We start from the raw sequence: 15,772 nt of genomic DNA, 5'->3' as shown, positions 1-15,772 counted from the left end.
GCCGCAGACCGATAGTGAGCCACACCGATCGAGTTGGTGGGCAGCCGCATGGAGAGCTGCCCGCTGATCACCTAGACCGAGTCTGGCCAGACACCGGTCCTACGGGAATCGTCTAGCAGCCGCGAGCTGGGCGCACCCCTTGGGCCGGTGTGCTGGATGCGGTTGCTGTCCCGTGATTGCGGCGGACGCCGTCGATGGGGTGATCGCGAGGTGCGGTTGGCTATGCGGCATCACGGGACGGGGGATGCGGGTGGCGCTGGCCTCGATGCTCCTGCACCTCCCGGCGGCCTGGTGGTCAGATGTCGCAGCCGCGCGTACCGTCTCGTGGATGCGCGGGATCCCCATCGGGACCATTGCTGTCGTCATTGCCATGTCCGCGTGCTCGTCGACGCCGGATTTGGAGCCGACGGAGCGCACGTCGGTTGGCGGCCAAGTGGTCACTGTCGGGGCCTCCGGTATGGACATTGAGTCGCGCCTCACGACACCCACTACGACCTCGGAACGCGACGGCTCGTTCGTAGAAACCTTCACGATTGACCCCGCGACCCCCGACCAGCACTTCGCAGTGAGGACGCGCCACACGCCGGGCTCTCGGGCCGCGGGCGACGTCAAATGCTGGATCAGCGTGGACGGGCGATTGGTCTCGGAGAACGCCGACAGCGGAGAATTCGCTATCGCGTCTTGTTCTTGGTAGACGCGGGCGGCACCCGGTCCGGTGGTCGCGAATCCCACCACGGTCGGCGGCTACCAGATCACCGGGTTGTTTGTCATCGTGGTCACGACTCTCCAGGCCTTCGGCCCAAGCTGAAGGGAGCGTCAAACCGCCGCGTGTCGGCTTGGTGAGGGTGGAAGTCCAGTCGCCCGACACCGTCGCCTTGAGCTCATGCGCCGTTGGAGGGGGAACTGGGCTCGAAGGTACCGCCAGCCGGTTCTCGACCGAAGAGAGCCGGGTGGTCACTGGTAGGGGTCGGTGATGGTTCGTAGGTCGGTGAGGGCTTCTCGGAGTTGCTGCATACGCCTTGTGCCCAGGTGTGCGCGCCACTCCTCTTCGATCCGGTCCTCCTCGGCTCGGGCGTGCGGGATCGCCTCATTCGCGCGGGAGGTCATCCGCACCAGCCGCGCGCGGCCGTCGGTGGGATCGGCGACGCGCTCGACGTAGCCAGCGCGCTCGAGCTTGTCGACCAGGGCAGTCGCCGTCTGCTTGGCGATCTGCGCCCGCGCGGCCAGCACGCTGAGCCGGGTGCCTTCGGGGTCGACGCCCATCATGAGCCGGGCCTGCGCGATGGTCACGTCGTCGAAACCACGTTCCTGGAGCGCCTCGAAGATGCGGTTAGCGGCCGATCGCGAGGCGATGAACATGAGCAGGCTGGCCGGCAGTTCGCGCTCCATCCGATCCCCTTCACAAAGTCCCAGTAGCGAACTATAGTAGTCCGCTAGTGGGACCAGTCTAGCGTTGGAGGCGTTCATGGACGCGACACCGGACGTGGTCGACTTCTGGTTCGACCCGGTGTGCCCCTACTCGTGGACTGCCTCGCGCTGGCTGCAGGAGGTGGCGCAGCGACGCCAACTGTGCGTGCGCCACCACGTCATGAGCCTGTACCTGCTGAACCGGGACCGCAGGGACATCGCGGCGGAGTATCGCCGCAGCGTCGAGGGCAGCCGCGGGCCGGCGAAGGTGGCGACGGGCGTGGCGGTGACGTGTGGAACAGAGCTGCTCGCGGACTTCTACACCGCTTTCGGGGAGCGGGTGTTCGACGTCTGGCGTCGACCCACCGCCGCGGAGTACCACGAGGTGATCCGCGCGGCGCTCGACGAGTTGGGGCTGCCAGCTGGCCTGGAGGACGCCATGGAGTCGGACGACTACGACGCACCCCTGCGCCTGAGCCATGACGCCGGGGTGGGCCTCGTCGGTGCCGAGGTCGGGACGCCGATCACCTCCATCGGCGGGGTGGCGTTCTTCGGCCCCGTTCTGAACGGGATCCCGCGTGGAGCCCAAGCGGCCGAGGTGTTCGAGGGCGCACGGCTGCTCGCTGGCCACCCCCAGTTCTACGAGCTCAAGCGGACCCGCAGCCAGCCGCCGGTCTTCACCTGAAGGAGGCAACGATGACACGCTTGACGACCATCGAAACGGACGCCCTCTGGGCCGGGATCGACGACCAACGAGCCAGAACGGCCGCGCTGCTCGAAGGCCTCACCCCCGAACAGTGGGAGCACCCCTCGCTGTGCGACGGCTGGACCGTGCGACACGTCGCCGCACACCTCACCGGGCAGCAACAACGGGTACGTGACGCGTTGCGCTTCATCAGCCGCCACCCCCGGATCCTGCGAAGCAGGTCGTTGAACGCCTTCATCCACGACGCCGTGGTCCTGCAGGCGCAGGCGTTGTCCACCGAGCAGATCGTCGCCGAAATCAGGAACGGCATCGGGTCGCGTCGACACAACCCCGGGCTCACTCCCCTGGAGACCCTGACCGACATCCTCGTCCACAGCCAGGACATCGCCATCCCCCTCGACCTCGACCTGCCCATGCGGCCCTCACTCAGCGCCCTCGCCGCGACCCGTCGCTGGGACACCCGCAACACCTGGCTCGCCACCGTCAACCACCAGCTCCCCCTCGACCCCTATCAGCTCAGAGCCACCGACACCGACTGGAGCCGCGGCCACGGCCCCGACATCACCGGCCCCATCGGCGCCATCCTGCTCCTACTCACCGGCCGGACCGCCGCGCTCGACCACCTCGCCGGCCAGGGAGCAGACGCCCTCCGCAACACGGTGACCCGATCCGCATAGGGACGACACCCACTGCCACGTGCGAACCAACGCTCGCGCTCCCCCCCACGCACGCCAACCAACCAGCGTCTTATCGCCGCGAACCGGCCGGCAGCCGCCATGCGATGCACATGGTCCTTTCAGACCTCCAGGTCGGTCTATAGCGTGAGGGGATGCTTGACCTGGGCGCCATCGACCTGGACGAGCTCGCAACCGCGCTCGCGGATCAGACGGACTACGACCACCGATGGCTGCTCAACCCGCGAACGGGCGAGGTGGCGTTCTGGACCAGCGACACCGGCATCGACGGTGAGAACCCCGTCGAGATCGACGAGCTGGACCTCACACCCATCGACCCAATCCCCTCGTACGTCTGGTACCAGGACATGGCCGACTTCGCCGAGGGCATCAGCGACGCGGCGGCCGGACGACGTCTGGCCGCCGCACTCCACGGGCAAGGAGCATTTCGTCGGTTCAAGAACGAGCTCTATGAGGGATTCCCCGAACTGATCTCCTCGTGGCACGCCCTGCGTGACGTGCGGGCACCGCGCCGCGCCGTCGATTGGCTCCTGGACCAAGGCCTCATAGACGAGAACGCCGCTGAGACGTTCACGGCCGACCACCCAGAGCCAGACCCGCCCTGATCCCAAGCACGCGAGACGACAGATGCCTGCAGCGGCAAGGGCGCGTCACATCGCCGCAAGACGACCATCGGATGAGCAGCACTAGGTGGCGAAGCGGCAGCCACGGGCGCCCACGAGGGCACTAGTCTCGGCGCGTGAGCATCCAAGAGCTCGATTGGGGCGACACCCCATGGGGTGCTATCAGCCTTCGCCGGCGCTGGGACCGCGTCACGGAGCGGGACGTGCACGAGGTCAAGCTCGGGGACGATTTCCTCATGTCCAGTCAGTTCACCACCGGCGAGCGGGAGCTGGCACGAATCGGGCTCGCGGCCGTGACAGGTACGTCATTGACAGTCCTAGTGGGCGGGCTCGGGCTCGGGTACACCGCAGTGGCCGCACTCGAGGACGACCGGGTCACCGAGCTGACCGTGGTCGAGGCCCTTGAGATCGTCATCTCGTGGCACGAGCGCGACCTGTTGCCCGACACCCGCGGACTAGCCGCGGATCCACGTGTGCGCCTAGTGCTCGACGACTTCTTCGACGTCGTGCGCGCTGGCCGAGCCGACCGCACCTTCGACGCGGTACTGCTGGACATCGACCATGCACCCGACTGGCTGTTGCGCGCCGACCACGGAGACCTCTACACGGCCGAGGGGTTCTCGCGGGTCGCTACGATGCTGGCCGACGACGGAGCGTTCACGCTGTGGTCCGACGAGCCGCCCGAGCCTGAAGTGGTGCGGCGTATGGGCGAAGCATTCGAGCGCGCCGACGCCCACGTGGTCCGGTTCCCCAACCCACTTACGGGTGGAGAGTCGGCCAACACCGTGTATCTGGCGGTCAGGCCGCGTCGCTGAGCACGCTCAGACGACTCTGACCGCCGCCTGACACCCGTCGACACCGTTGTGCGGCAACGTGCAAGGTCACGCGCTGATTCCGGGAGCGCAGCAATCCGCCGCGTGTTCGGGCGCCCGCTTGCCATGCGTCGCCCGGGAATGAGTGATTGGACTCGCGGCCCGCCCGCCCAACACACGGAGGCCGCCCATCCCCACGGGGACGGGCGGCCTCTCGCTTCGCACCTCAACGAGAGGCGCTGTACGCGTCCTGCACTTCCTGGCTGATCCGGCCGCGGTCCGAGACCTTGTGGCCATTGGCCCGGGCCCACTCGCGAATTGCCTGGAGTTGATTCTTATCGGTCTTTCCGACGGACGCCTTGGCCGAGGAACGGCGGCTGCCACCGGTCTTGCGAGCCTTGCTCGTGAAGGGCTCGAGAGCCTTGATCAACTTCGCCTCGTTCTTCTTGGAGAGGTCGATCTCGTACTGGATGCCCTGATAGCTGAACTGGATCGTGGAGTCGGCGGGGCCACCGTCGATGTCATCGTCCAGAATCGTTTGGATCCGCTGTGCCATCCTTGGGCTCTCCTATTGCTCGATGAATCCCTGCGGCAGTATCGAATCACACCCAAAGTGAAGCCCGCTACTTCGCTGCACACACATACCGGCACGGACCGAACCACCGCCCTTTGCCGCTATGCCAACGGCTCGGTCATCTTCGGAGCGCCCCACACCGCCGCCCATCCTCCCTTGACTGGGCGCCTGGGGGCGAAGTTCGTAGCGAAAGCGAATTGAGGCTCGTCCCGCTACCCGAAATCCCCGAGGACGCAGGCCGCAGCCGCTGCGACAACAGCTCCGCCAGCGCCAGGCGTGTCGTCGCGCCCTCGACCGCGGGGAGGTCCAAGTTCTGCCTTACAACGGCAACGACACTCATTCCTGGCGGCCAACGCGATGGGTTCACGAGATTGGGTTTCCCCGATTCGGAACCGACCTAGCGAGCCGTCGGGCCGCCGAGCTCGCTCATAAGTGACCGCTTCCAGACCCGGGTCTGTACGGTCGACACATGCCATACCCGGGTCGCCGTGTGCTCCACGTGCTTCCGGAGTTCGTAGGCACCGCCGGGATCCGCCAGACACGAGAGCAGCGGGCGCGGCTGCTGGCGTTCTGTGCGGACCAGTACGCGGCCGGCCGGTCGATCCACGAGCTGGCCGAGCTGACCGGCCGGTCGCAGGCGGTTCTCTGCACTTGTCAACAGGTAGCAACTCGGGGACGGCCGCGGCCAAACGCCCGCTCTGCTCGGTGAGCGGTGGTCGGCTCGTCGCCATGCCACGATGTCCTCTGACGTCGGGTTCGAGGGAGGCCGCGTGTATGGCGAGGCGCCGTTCTGGATTTCTGGCGGCTTTTGGGACTTCGTGCTCCGCCCGAGCCTTCGGGACCCTCCGTTGTGGGATGCGATAGGTGACCTTGTCGGCTGTCTCTCGGAGTCGGAGGAGTGGCTCGCGTGGTGGACGCGCCAGTCCCCGTTGCCTCTAAACGTGTTCTGGGGAATTGAGCCCGGTTCGCGACCCGGCTTGCGGCAGTACCGTTCCCGGTCCTACATCACCGTGACCCGGATCTTTGACGACAGCGAGATCTTCGAGCTTCCGGAGGCGCAAGTTCAGACCCGCGCTGCCCGCGAGGTCGAGGCAGCCATCGCCTACGTCGTGGACCGCAGGGGCCTTGAACCTCACCCACCTTGGCCTTGGAGCGTTCACGACGGCTAGTCGCAGCAGGACCCGGTGATGTCCGGTCATGCCCCTCCACTCGCGTTTTGAGTTCGAGTCGCGCACGGACACTGTGGTCCGGCATGTCGCCTCGCGCGCACTGTCCTGCTTCACTGGTCGTTGGTTGCGGAGCTGGGCGATGGCACCTCCCATGTGGGGTGCGCACCGAGGTCCAGCACGTCGTCGAGGGGTGCGAGCGGCTGAAGCGTGGCGCGCTTCTGCTCGAGCTTGCTCAGGGTGATCCGGAGTTGTTCGACGTCGGCCAGCCAGGTCTGCTCCTGGGCGGTCTTGATGCGTTGGTGCAGGTCCTGCTCGATGTCGTCGAGCCTGGGGCCGCTGCTTGGGGCGACGGTGAGGAACTGGCAGCGGATGCAGGCGTGTTCGTGGGTGCACCCGGAGCCGTAGGGGCGTACGCAGTCGCCGAGCTCGACGCGTCGTCGGCCGAAGTGGTCGGCGAAGACTTGGAGTTCCTCGGGTGTGGGTTGCCGGTATTCGTCGCCTGGGCGGGTGGCTCGGCGTCGTTCGAGGAATTGGTCGTAGTGGTCGAATACGTCTTGGGGGTAGATCGCGACGTAGCCCTGGGTGGTGTTGAGGCTGCGGTGGCCGGCGAGCTGGGCGGCGATGTGCACGGGGAGCTTGTTCGCGACGAGCTCGGTCAGGTAGAGCCGGCGGAAGTCGTGTGGGGTGGGACGCAGCAGGGTCCCGTCCGCGTCGCGTAGGCCGGCCTTGGCTGCGGCTTGGGCGAGGTACTTGCGGATGGTGCTGTCGCTGAAGATGAAGCCGGCACCCGAGCGGAAGTGGTGCTGGAACAGGAACGGCAGCGGCGCGCTGAACTCACGCTCGGACCGGTCCAACCGGCGCAGCAGCGGGACGGTGCCGTGCGCGGCTTGGTGTCGGCTGATGATGTCGCTGACGGCCTTGGTGAGTGCGGGGCTCATCGGCAGGATGCGTTCCTCGTCGGTCTTCGACGGGGCGACCTGCAGCAGCGGCACGATGTCGCCGTTCTGTTTCCGCAGGGGCCGCACCGACAGGTGGGTCAGTTCGAGCAGCTCCTCGATGCGCAGGCCGGTGTGGCGCAGGACCTCCAGGGCGGCCCAGGTCCAGTAGGCCTTGTGCTCGAGGTGGGTCAGGTTCACGGCGTCGCCGGCAGGGTCGACGACGAGGGTGGTCATCAGGGCGTACTTCATGTCCCCGCGGTCGTTGAGCTGGTGGTCCCGGCGGAACCACTGCTGTCCATCGAAGGTGAAGGGGTTGCCGGGCTCGACCGATGTCGCGGCGGCCAGGAGCTGGGCCATGCGGTCCTTGTCGGCGGTGACCGACGCGACGAGCTGGGGCACCCAGGGCGCGAGGGTGCGGGTGCGTCGTTTGAAGTCGTTCTGCTGGCGGCGGGTGTTCTTCATCCGCGCGCCCTTCATGCTGGAGCGCGGGATCGGGTTGGGCGCCACCCACGCCGCCCACGTCCCGGGATCCTCGAGTGCCCAGGCGGCGATGTCGTTGTAGAAGGTGCGGACCCGGTCCATGATTTGGGCCCAGTCCTTGCGGGGCTGGCCGTTGGGCAGGGTCTTGATCCGGGCGCGCCAGGCGGCGGCCTGCTCGGGGGTGAGCTTCAGCGTGGCGATGTCGGGGTGGTGCGCCTGGATGTCGCCCCAGAAGTTCTTCACGAGCAGCTGTTCGAGTTGGTACAGCGTCTTGTAGTCGCAGGAGACCGACAGCTCGGTCAGGTAGGCGATGAACACGCCTCTGATCGCTGGGTTGCGCACCCCGTGGCGGTCAACCAGCTGCTCAGGGGTCATCTTCTGGACGTGGACCAGCTCCGCGTAGCTGGAGGGCTCGTTGGCCAGCAGGCCGGCCTGCTTGCACACCGTCCATGCGCCGGGGAGGCCGTGATAGTTCACGCCGCGGGAGTGGTGGGCGGCCCTCAGGTCGCGGAAGTCCTGTGCGGTCAGCTCGGCCAGGGGCTTGCGCAGCCGGATCGACATCATGGCCAGAAGGGTGATGACCCGGATGGTGTCGCGGAAGCCGCCTCGAGCATCGACCGCCTCGACGACCCGCCGGAACACCTCCGGGTCGTGGTAGGTGGCCCAGTCCTTCCAGAGCCGGATCCGACGCTGGGACAACATCCAGTCGTACGACGGGCTCGCGGCGCCAACGATGATGAGGGCGTTGATGGCATAGGCGGTTTCCCACTTGACGCCCTGGCCTGACGATCCGGGGTTGGGTCGCCAGTCCTGCTCGCCCTGACCGATCCAGTTGTCCCAGCGGTCCTGCCACGTGTCACCGGGCTGCTCCTCGAGCCAGTCCAGCAGTCGCCCGACCACCCGCCGGGAACGTACGACCGGGTTGACCTTCCTCGTCACGGGCAACATGGCTGCGGTGAGCTCCTCGAGCACCGGAGCGAGCTCATGACGTGGCGCGGTCGGTAACCGCCCGGTGGCGATCGCCTCGGCAACCCCCGGCAGTGGGCTCGTGATGCTCATGACGTCAGCCCGGGAAACAGCACCGCCAGATCGTTCGAGTCGTAGTGGATGCTCGTCCTCGGCGGCTCAGGTGGCGGTGCCGCGAGATGGCGGTGCAGTGCAGCCACCAGCTCGTCCAGACGCGCGGCGGCATACGCGTTCAACGTGTCGAGGTTGCGGTGCCGCATGAGCGCCTGCGCGTCGGTCAAGGTCATCCGTTCGTCGGAGAGGATGCGGTGAGAGAAGGTGTGCCGGAAGTCGTGCCAGGTGTAGTTCGTGCCCAACCGCCTGTTGACGCGCTCGAGGACCTGCCTCAACGCGAAGTAGTCCATCGGCCGGTGCGGCAGGCGCAGGCTGAGCCACAGCCGACCGTCGACGTCGATGGATGGCCGCTCGGCCAGGTACCGGGCGATCCACACGAACGACTCCGGCGCAGCCGGCACCCAGATGCGTGAGCCCAGCCCGCCCTTGGGCTCGATCGCCACGACGCCCTGCCCGGCATCGATCCCCTTCACCGTCATCGACAGCAGCTCACCAGCGCGGGCACCCGAGGAGAGCGCGACGGCCACGAGCGCTCGGTCCCGGTCATTTCGCAGCGCGGCAAACAGGTCCTGCAGGCCGGCCTCGGAGACGGCTCGGGGCTGGAACATCGGCACCTTCTGGCGGTACCGAGCGCGGCGAGCCGGGACCGGGTCCCGCTGCCGGTGCGAGCCCGGCACGGGGCTCCATGGGCCCCGACCCGACTCGTACATGAAGGTGTAGAAGGCCGAGAGAACCGACAGCGCATGGTTGATCGTTCGCGGTGCGTAGCCGGTGCGCAGGTACGTCTTCCCCGTGATCGCGTTGACGCTCCCAGCCGGCGGGCGAGACCCGGACCCCGTCCGGGTCCGCTGCGGATTCGGCGCGGACCGTAACCATCGGACGAAGTCCCGCACGTCCTCGGTCCCCGCCTGATCCCACGTCGTGCCGATGGCATGGCAGAACCGCAGCCACCTCAGCAGATCGTGACAGTAGGAGCGTCGGGTCGCCGGGGACGTGCCGTTGGCAGTGAGTTCCGCGATGAACTCGCGTACAGGCTCGACGACCGTGCCACCGTCGTCACGCACCACCCAACACAGAGTCGGCTCCTGGTCCACCCGCATCGTCGACGGAACGACGAGACCCGCGACATCCCGCACCAGAGTCACCGACGCACCCTCCCACCAATGTGGTCAAACACGTCCTCCGGCGCGCTAGTCACGTAGTGCAGTCAACAGGTGCGGTGCGGCGTGCGCTCGACCAAGCCGGTGTTCGACGACGCGGTCGAGGAGCTCAACCGGTCAGTCACGCGGGCTCCTGAGATCATCGACCGATGCCTCGCAAACGCTCCGACTCGGTCGAGGAGCACGCCTCGCAGCTCACGCCACGCTTTTACACGCTCAATGACGTGGCGACTTTGCTCGCTTCTGCGGAGGCCCAGGCCTATGCCATGGTGCGCTCCGGTGACCTGCTGGCGATCAAGATCGGCGGTCGTGGTCAATGGCGTATCGAGGTGACCGTGCTCGACGAGTGGATCGGGCACCAGTACGAGCGGACGGCCACGTACATCCGAGAGAACCCCATACCCGAGTCCGACAGGCCCGGGAAGCGCGACACCTCGGCGCGCTGACCCCAAGCCTGGAGTGATGGAATTCCGCATGGCGTCATACAGGCATCAGCAGGCGGGACGATTTCGCTGAGGTGCCCGAGAGGTACCCGCACGGTCGAGAGCAGCCGCAAACAACTCACACAAAGCAGTGTGAAAACCATTGCGCGACAAGCCCTTTCGACCTCAAAGCTGCCAACCGTCGGACTCCTACAGCGGGTTGTCGCAAGTTCGTATCTTGCCGGGGCACCACATAGCAGCCGCAACCACTCGGCGTCAGCCCGCTCGCTTGACGCCGCTTCTTCGTGGTCCGGGGAAGCGGGCGTCAGGTCGACTCCAGCACTGTGATCGGTGTCGCGTTGTCGCAGGTGAGTAGGCCAGCGTCCGAAGAGTCTGCTCCTAGCGCGATCCGAGTCAGCATGCCAGGTACCCGAGAGGTACCCGGCCCGCACACGGTCCGCCATCTGTGGCGCCCTCAACGACGGGCCCGCTGCTTGGCCAGAAACGCACTCAATTGCCGTGGTCCGATTACGCGGGCGGGGTCACACGCGCGGGCGCATCTGATGGTTGGTGAAGGTGGCAGTCAAGCCTTCGACGTGGACGCCACAGCTCGACCACGTGGCCGGTCATGCATTCCAATGGGAGTGCGGTCGCGGACGGCGTGCCGACGCAACGGCGGCGGTGCTGTTGGGCTACCGGGAGCAGGGGTCGGTGGCCTCCCGCAGCCCGACGACGATGAGGCCGAACAGCACGACCGTGGACAGGGCTGCCGCTGCGGGAGAGGCCACGGGCAGTTGGCCACGACTGTCACGTCCTGGGCCTGCTGACTCAGGGTGCCCGAGCTGATGTCTGGTGCGCTGATGGCCAGGCCGAGGCACCCAGTCGGGCCACGTCCATCCGAGGCCGATCCAGTGCCGGCGCAGTCGGCACCTGAGCGTCAGCGGTTGACGTAGGCCATGTGCGTCGCGTTGTAGCGGTCCCCGCGCACTCCGACGCGCTGGGCCAGGGAGTCCAGGTCGGCGCGTTCGTCCGCGCACAGCGCCACCTGCGTGGCGGCGGCGTTCTCTTCGATGCGGGCGGTGCGGCGGGTGCCGGGGATCGGCACGATCCAGGGCTGCTGGGCGAGCAGCCAGGCCAAGGCGATCTGACCGGGGCTCGCGCCTTTGGCCTCGGCAAGAACCTTCACGTGCTCGACGAGGGCCTGGTTCGCGGCAAGGTTCTCCGCCTCGAAGCGCGGCACCCGGCGTCGGATGTCCCCCTCGGTGAAGGTCGTGGCCGCGTCGACGGTGCCGGTGAGGAAGCCTTTGCCCAGGGGGCTGAACGGCACGAACCCGATGCCGAGCTCCGCCAGGGTGGGCAGAACCTCCGCCTCCGGGTCGCGGGTCCACAGCGAGAACTCGCTCTGTACCGCGGTCACGGGATGAACGGCATGCGCGGCGCGAATGGTGGCGGCCGAGGCCTCCGAAAGCCCGAAGTGCTTCACCTTGCCCTCGGTGATGAGCTCGCCGACGGTGCCGGCAACGTCCTCGATGGGCACGTCAGGATCGACGCGGTGTTGGTAGAACAGGTCGATCACGTCGGTGCGCAGCCGCTTCAGGGAAGCCTCGGCCACCCGTCGAATCTGCTCAGGCCGGCTGTCCAGTCCCACCATCTGCCCGTCCTGAATGTTCCAACCGAACTTCGTGGCAATGACGACATGGTCGCGGATCGGCTCCAGGGCCTCGCCGACCAGTTCCTCGTTGACGTACGGCCCGTACACCTCGGCGGTGTCGTAGAAGGTGACGCCGTGCTCGGCGGCGGAGCGCAGGACGGTGATCATGTCGTCACGGTCGCCGGGGTTGGGGCCGTAGCTCTGGGACATGCCCATCGCTCCGAGTCCGATCGCGGAAACCTTGAGGCCTTGCCCGAGTGTCCTGGTGTGCATGATCAGTCCTCCGCTGTAGGGGCGACGGCGGTCGTGGCGGTGGCGGCGTCGAAGTCCTCGTCAGTGACATGCTCCCGCCAGGTGGCGCTGGTGGCCGGGTCGTCGCCGTGCTCGAACATGGCGAGGTGTTCCATGAAGTGGTCGGGCGCGGCGCCGTGCCAGTGCTCCTCGCCGGGGGGACAGTAGACCGTCTGCCCTGGGGTCGCGCGAACCACGGAGCCGTCGCGGGTCCCGATCAGGGCGGCGCCGCTGGTGACGTGCAAGGTCTGGCCGTTGACGTGGGAGTGCCAGGCAGTGCGGGCTCCGGGGGCGAACCGCACCATAGCGACCACCATGCGCTGACTTGGCTCTTGCGGTGCCGCGATGGGGTCGACCCACACGTCGCCGGTGAACTGCTCGGGCGGGTTCTTGGCGGTCGGGTGCGTGGGTAGACGCTTCATAGCGTGGTCTCCTTGGGTTGGCTGTCGTGCTTCTGGCCGGATGCGTGCTCCTGCCGAGCGGTAGCGGCGAGGCTGGCCAGCAGCTGCAGGCGCTCGTAGCTGGGTGAGCCCGGTTCGGCGGTGTAGATGAGGAATGACAGTCCCGGCTCGGCGGTCAGCTCCATGCCCTCGTAGCTCAGGGTGATCTCGCCCACGTCGTGGTGGACGAATACCTTGGTGCCCGAACCATGGCGCCGTACGTTGTGCGCGCCCCAGCGGGTGCGGAATGCGTCGGACAGCGTGGACAGCTCGCCGATCAGGTCGTGCAGCTGCTTGTCGCGCGGGTCCCGCCCGCCCTCGGTGCGCAAAATCGACACGGTGATGTCGGCGGCGGTCGCCCAGTCGGGGTAGAACACCTTGGCTCGTTCGTCGAGGAAGCAGAACCGGGCTAGGTTGCCGCGTCCTGGACCGTCGAACACCTCGTCGTAGAACGCCCGACCGAGGGCGTTGGTCGCGAGCACGTCCATCCGGCCGTTGCGCACGAACGCGGGCCCGCGGTCGATGACCTCCAACGCGCGGGTGAGGCTGTCTCTGGGTACCCACCTCCTCGGCCTGCTCTTGCGCACGGGCTGGGCGGCATCGTTGGCCGCCCGGGCGAGGTCGAACAGATGCTCGCGTTCGGCGTCGTCGAGTTGGAGAGCGCGGGCGATCGCTTCGAGGACGGGGTCGGAGACGCCGGTCAGCTGGCCGCGCTCGATCTTGGCGTAGTACTCCGGGCTCACGTCGGCCAACATCGCGACCTCGCTGCGGCGCAGTCCGGCAACCCGTCGGTGCCCGGAGACGGTCAGTCCCGCGTCTTGAGGCGTGAGGTTCGCCCGGCGGGACATGAGGAACTCTCGGGCTTCAGTCCTGTTGTCCACGACCCCAACGCTACGGCTGGGTCTGCGGGTGAGGGATTCCCTGTTAGTACACCCCTCAGCAGGGACTCCCCCACCCGGCATAGGTCCGATTCCATCGCCATTGGACCAACAGACATCGCAGGACGCCGAGGGAGGAACGGGCATGACTCAGAACACTGAACACGGTTGGACCGGTGGGCAGAACGCCTTCGGCGACTTCGCCCCCGGGATGGTGCACTACACCGACAAAGTCCTCTTCGACGAGATCTGGGAGCGGGCGGGTCTGTCCAAGCGGGACCGCAGCCTGGTGACCGTTGCCGCGCTGACCGCGCTGGGCAAGACCGACCAGCTGACCTTTCACCTCGGCTTCGCCCAGCAGAACGGCGTAACCGAGGACGAGTTGAAGGAGGCGATCTTGCACCTTGCCTTCTACGCCGGATGGCCCAACGGGATGGGCGCCATGAGCGTGCTCAAGACCATCGTCGAGAAGGAGGACTGATGTCATGCACGGAGCGGTGATCCACAACCCCGGCGACGTCCGGTACGAGGAGCACGAGGATCCGCGGATCGAGACGCCCACGGACGCGGTCATCCGGTTGGCCGCGACCTGCGTGTGCGGGTCGGATCTGTGGGACTACCGCGGAGTCAACCGGGTCGAACAGCCCACCGCCTTGAGACACGAGTACGTCGGGGTGGTCGAGCAGATCGGCGACCAGGTGCGCAACGTCGAGGTTGGTGACTTCGTTGTCGGCTCGTTCATGGCGTCGGACAACACCTGTGAGATCTGCCAGGCCGGCTACCCAGTCCCGCCGCGCGCACGTCGAGTTCGTCGGGGCCGGTGGTGCACAGTCCGAACTGTTGCGTGTTCCGCTCGCTGACGGCACGCTCGTCGCCACCCCCAGGCGGCCCGACCCGGACCTGATCCCGTCCCTACTCGCCGCATCCGACGTGCTCGGCACCGGCTGGTTCGGCGCGGTCGCCGCCGAGGCCGGCCACGGCAAGACCGTCGCGGTCGTCGGCGACGGTGCGGTTGGTCTGCTCGCGGTCCTGGCCCAAGCAGCTCGGAGCCGAACGCATCATCGCGATGTCCCGCCACGAGTCACGCCACCCAACACCTCAAATACGGAGATACCACTCACGACTTGATCGCTCCTCGGCGACCTCGTCGACGGCCTCGTGCACGATGTCGTGACCAAGCGCCCGGCCGACTGGCTGAGCCTCGCTGACCGCCGCCATGGTCAGCTGCAGGACGAGCTCGGAGTGCGGCGGCAGGCGACCCGCCGGATGGTCGACCTGTGTGACGCATCCTCCGAACGGTTCTCCGGCAGCGCTGGTCGAGAACCTTCCGCCGGTCGCGGAGAAGGTGCCGGTCGACGCGGAGCAGTTCGCTCGGATCGACGCCGAGCTGCGCAACTGGTGCGCCGTCACCCATCGAGAGATCCTCGGAACACGCGACCTCCTCGGCTGAGTCGCCGCAGGCAAACTTCCATATAGAGCGCCCACACCGGTGGTCGGCGCGCGTACGACTCCCGCTCCCAACAGACCGTGTCAGCCTCCTGCATCCGAAGGCTCCGCGAGGACACGACGATGACGCGCGGGTTCTGCGCCGTGAGCAGCTCCTCCGAATCGACGCGAACGCGCAGCGCAGAGCCATCCGCCTCGGCATAGACCGGGCGGTGCCAATCGTCGTTCGGTCGACCGAACCAGTTCCCGAAGAAGTAGAGCGAGCCCACCGGAACATGGCCCTCGACCTCCCCTATCAGTCCTTGGAGCGCCACTGCCGCCGCCGCTGCCTCCCACATCGGCCAGACGGGACCCGCTGAGGTGCCCGAGAGGTACCCGCACCATCGAGAGCAGCCACAAATAAACTCACATCAAGCAGTACGAAAACCATTGCGGCACCGGCATTTCCGGCAGCCAACCTGGACTCGGTCGGACTCCTAATGCGTGGGTCGGCGAGGCGGGTTTACCAAGGCGCGTCCTAGCGCCGCGTGTGCGCTGGGGGCTCCTACGGGCGGAGCGCCCCTTCAACGATCGTCCGATTACGCCGTGGTTCCGCCGTGGATAGCGTCGAGTCGATCGCAGTTTGATGGGTCCCTCCGACGATTGCCAGACCCCTGTCATCCGACGTCGAGATCGGCGGCCAGGAGCGGACAACGCGATCAGCCAACTCCCTGAGAGATTCCGGCGTCGCACGGACGCATAACGCCCCCGCTCCGGCTGTTCACGACTCACGACGAAGCGTGTCGAAGGGAGTCTGTGATGACAAGCCAGCAACGGGGCAGCCGCGAGCACCTCAGCGTCCGCGACATCTGCGAGGAGCTAGGCGTCGCCCGGTCCACCTTCTACGACTGGCGTGCTGCCCGGAAGGCGCCACCATGCATCAAACTGCCTAACGGCGATCTGCGAGTACGCCGGGCGGACTTCGAGCGGTGGCTCAAGGCGCTCGAGCAGCCTGCCTGAT

16 protein-coding genes and 1 pseudogene are annotated in these 15,772 nt (G+C 67.1%); 10 read left to right on the top strand and 7 right to left on the bottom strand.

The window, feature by feature from the left end:
- Nucleotides 1–954 precede the first annotated feature (954 nt).
- The gene (locus ACFQU3_RS16830) at nt 955–1,389 is read right to left on the bottom strand and encodes a MarR family winged helix-turn-helix transcriptional regulator (RefSeq protein ID WP_385911818.1); all 435 of its coding nucleotides are present in this window, start codon (nt 1,387–1,389) and stop codon (nt 955–957) included.
- A 76-nt stretch (nt 1,390–1,465) separates the two neighbouring features.
- Here ACFQU3_RS16830 and ACFQU3_RS16825 point away from each other — a divergent pair, with 76 nt between their 5' ends.
- From ACFQU3_RS16825 to ACFQU3_RS16810, 4 genes are all read left to right on the top strand, one after another.
- Entirely contained in the window at nt 1,466–2,092 is a 627-nt protein-coding gene (locus tag ACFQU3_RS16825) for a DsbA family protein (RefSeq protein ID WP_385911816.1), read from the top strand.
- 20 nt (nt 2,093–2,112) lie between these two features.
- Nucleotides 2,113–2,790 carry a maleylpyruvate isomerase family mycothiol-dependent enzyme gene (locus ACFQU3_RS16820; protein ID WP_385911814.1) on the top strand — a complete coding sequence of 226 codons (678 nt, stop codon included), beginning with the start codon at nt 2,113–2,115 and terminating at the stop codon, nt 2,788–2,790.
- Nucleotides 2,791–2,942: 152 nt separating this feature from the next.
- Nucleotides 2,943–3,413, top strand: a complete 471-nt coding sequence (locus ACFQU3_RS16815; protein WP_385911812.1) for a UPF0158 family protein — start codon at nt 2,943–2,945, stop codon at nt 3,411–3,413.
- A gap of 134 nt (nt 3,414–3,547) precedes the next feature.
- Nucleotides 3,548–4,246, top strand: coding sequence for a spermidine synthase (locus ACFQU3_RS16810; protein ID WP_385911810.1), 699 nt, complete (start codon nt 3,548–3,550; stop codon nt 4,244–4,246).
- Nucleotides 4,247–4,469: 223 nt separating this feature from the next.
- On the opposite strand, the gene ACFQU3_RS16805 is transcribed toward ACFQU3_RS16810, so the two are convergent.
- Complete coding sequence (locus ACFQU3_RS16805) at nt 4,470–4,799, bottom strand: Lsr2 family protein (protein ID WP_385911808.1); 330 nt, start codon at nt 4,797–4,799, stop codon at nt 4,470–4,472.
- Nucleotides 4,800–5,286: 487 nt separating this feature from the next.
- On the opposite strand from ACFQU3_RS16805, the gene ACFQU3_RS16800 reads away from it, so the two are divergent.
- Nucleotides 5,287–5,526, top strand: a complete 240-nt coding sequence (locus tag ACFQU3_RS16800; protein ID WP_385911806.1) for a helix-turn-helix domain-containing protein — start codon at nt 5,287–5,289, stop codon at nt 5,524–5,526.
- A 570-nt stretch (nt 5,527–6,096) separates the two neighbouring features.
- Here the strand turns inward: ACFQU3_RS16800 and ACFQU3_RS16795 are convergent.
- Nucleotides 6,097–8,463 carry a tyrosine-type recombinase/integrase gene (locus ACFQU3_RS16795; RefSeq protein ID WP_385911804.1) on the bottom strand — a complete coding sequence of 789 codons (2,367 nt, stop codon included), beginning with the start codon at nt 8,461–8,463 and terminating at the stop codon, nt 6,097–6,099.
- Nucleotides 8,460–9,629 carry a tyrosine-type recombinase/integrase gene (locus tag ACFQU3_RS16790; protein ID WP_385911803.1) on the bottom strand — a complete coding sequence of 390 codons (1,170 nt, stop codon included), beginning with the start codon at nt 9,627–9,629 and terminating at the stop codon, nt 8,460–8,462. The genes ACFQU3_RS16795 and ACFQU3_RS16790 overlap by 4 nt, the downstream gene beginning before the upstream one ends.
- A 164-nt stretch (nt 9,630–9,793) precedes the next feature.
- On the opposite strand from ACFQU3_RS16790, the gene ACFQU3_RS16785 reads away from it, so the two are divergent.
- Nucleotides 9,794–10,090, top strand: coding sequence for a helix-turn-helix domain-containing protein (locus tag ACFQU3_RS16785; RefSeq protein WP_385911801.1), 297 nt, complete (start codon nt 9,794–9,796; stop codon nt 10,088–10,090).
- Between the two features lie 913 nt (nt 10,091–11,003).
- Here ACFQU3_RS16785 and ACFQU3_RS16780 read toward each other — a convergent pair.
- From ACFQU3_RS16780 to ACFQU3_RS16770, 3 genes are read right to left on the bottom strand one after another with little or no spacing between them, the layout of a single operon-like run.
- Nucleotides 11,004–11,990: an aldo/keto reductase gene (locus ACFQU3_RS16780; protein WP_385911799.1), complete on the bottom strand. Its 987-nt coding sequence runs from the start codon at nt 11,988–11,990 to the stop codon at nt 11,004–11,006.
- A gap of 2 nt (nt 11,991–11,992) precedes the next feature.
- Nucleotides 11,993–12,430, bottom strand: a complete 438-nt coding sequence (locus ACFQU3_RS16775) for a cupin domain-containing protein (protein ID WP_385911797.1) — start codon at nt 12,428–12,430, stop codon at nt 11,993–11,995.
- On the bottom strand, nt 12,427–13,329 hold the full coding sequence (locus ACFQU3_RS16770; protein WP_385911795.1) for a helix-turn-helix transcriptional regulator: 903 nt from the start codon (nt 13,327–13,329) through the stop codon (nt 12,427–12,429). Before ACFQU3_RS16770 ends, ACFQU3_RS16775 begins: the two co-directional genes overlap by 4 nt.
- A gap of 142 nt (nt 13,330–13,471) precedes the next feature.
- Between ACFQU3_RS16770 and ACFQU3_RS16765 the strand changes: the two genes are divergently transcribed.
- The 4 genes and pseudogenes from ACFQU3_RS16765 to ACFQU3_RS16750 all read left to right on the top strand — a co-directional run bounded on the left by ACFQU3_RS16765 (nt 13,472) and on the right by ACFQU3_RS16750 (nt 15,771).
- The gene (locus ACFQU3_RS16765; RefSeq protein WP_385911793.1) at nt 13,472–13,807 is read left to right on the top strand and encodes a carboxymuconolactone decarboxylase family protein; all 336 of its coding nucleotides are present in this window, start codon (nt 13,472–13,474) and stop codon (nt 13,805–13,807) included.
- 4 nt (nt 13,808–13,811) lie between these two features.
- A pseudogene (locus tag ACFQU3_RS16760) lies at nt 13,812–14,413 on the top strand (alcohol dehydrogenase catalytic domain-containing protein); the annotation flags it as partial.
- 192 nt (nt 14,414–14,605) lie between these two features.
- Nucleotides 14,606–14,776, top strand: coding sequence for a hypothetical protein (locus tag ACFQU3_RS16755; protein WP_385911792.1), 171 nt, complete (start codon nt 14,606–14,608; stop codon nt 14,774–14,776).
- 794 nt (nt 14,777–15,570) lie between these two features.
- The gene (locus ACFQU3_RS16750; protein WP_385911790.1) at nt 15,571–15,771 is read left to right on the top strand and encodes a helix-turn-helix transcriptional regulator; all 201 of its coding nucleotides are present in this window, start codon (nt 15,571–15,573) and stop codon (nt 15,769–15,771) included.
- Nucleotide 15,772 lies beyond the last annotated feature (1 nt).

Origin of the sequence: Terrabacter sp. GCM10028922, assembly GCF_042666095.1 — a bacterium.
In the GTDB taxonomy this organism is placed as follows: domain Bacteria; phylum Actinomycetota; class Actinomycetes; order Actinomycetales; family Dermatophilaceae; genus Terrabacter.
The sequence above is the reverse complement of the archived record's forward strand: the minus strand, read 5'-3'. Positions and strand labels throughout refer to the sequence as shown.

Bases quoted from the DNA above. Each gene is read 5' to 3' on its own strand.
- ACFQU3_RS16815 (WP_385911812.1), top strand. From the start codon at position 2,943: ATGCTTGACCTGGGCGCCATCGACCTGGACGAGCTCGCAACCGCGCTC.
- ACFQU3_RS16830 (WP_385911818.1), bottom strand. From the start codon at position 1,389: ATGGAGCGCGAACTGCCGGCCAGCCTGCTCATGTTCATCGCCTCGCGA.
- ACFQU3_RS16800 (WP_385911806.1), top strand. From the start codon at position 5,287: ATGCCATACCCGGGTCGCCGTGTGCTCCACGTGCTTCCGGAGTTCGTA.
- ACFQU3_RS16805 (WP_385911808.1), bottom strand. From the start codon at position 4,799: ATGGCACAGCGGATCCAAACGATTCTGGACGATGACATCGACGGTGGC.
- ACFQU3_RS16775 (WP_385911797.1), bottom strand. From the start codon at position 12,430: ATGAAGCGTCTACCCACGCACCCGACCGCCAAGAACCCGCCCGAGCAG.
- ACFQU3_RS16825 (WP_385911816.1), top strand. From the start codon at position 1,466: ATGGACGCGACACCGGACGTGGTCGACTTCTGGTTCGACCCGGTGTGC.
- ACFQU3_RS16765 (WP_385911793.1), top strand. From the start codon at position 13,472: ATGACTCAGAACACTGAACACGGTTGGACCGGTGGGCAGAACGCCTTC.
- ACFQU3_RS16780 (WP_385911799.1), bottom strand. From the start codon at position 11,990: ATGCACACCAGGACACTCGGGCAAGGCCTCAAGGTTTCCGCGATCGGA.
- ACFQU3_RS16785 (WP_385911801.1), top strand. From the start codon at position 9,794: ATGCCTCGCAAACGCTCCGACTCGGTCGAGGAGCACGCCTCGCAGCTC.
- ACFQU3_RS16795 (WP_385911804.1), bottom strand. From the start codon at position 8,463: ATGAGCATCACGAGCCCACTGCCGGGGGTTGCCGAGGCGATCGCCACC.
- ACFQU3_RS16750 (WP_385911790.1), top strand. From the start codon at position 15,571: ATGACAAGCCAGCAACGGGGCAGCCGCGAGCACCTCAGCGTCCGCGAC.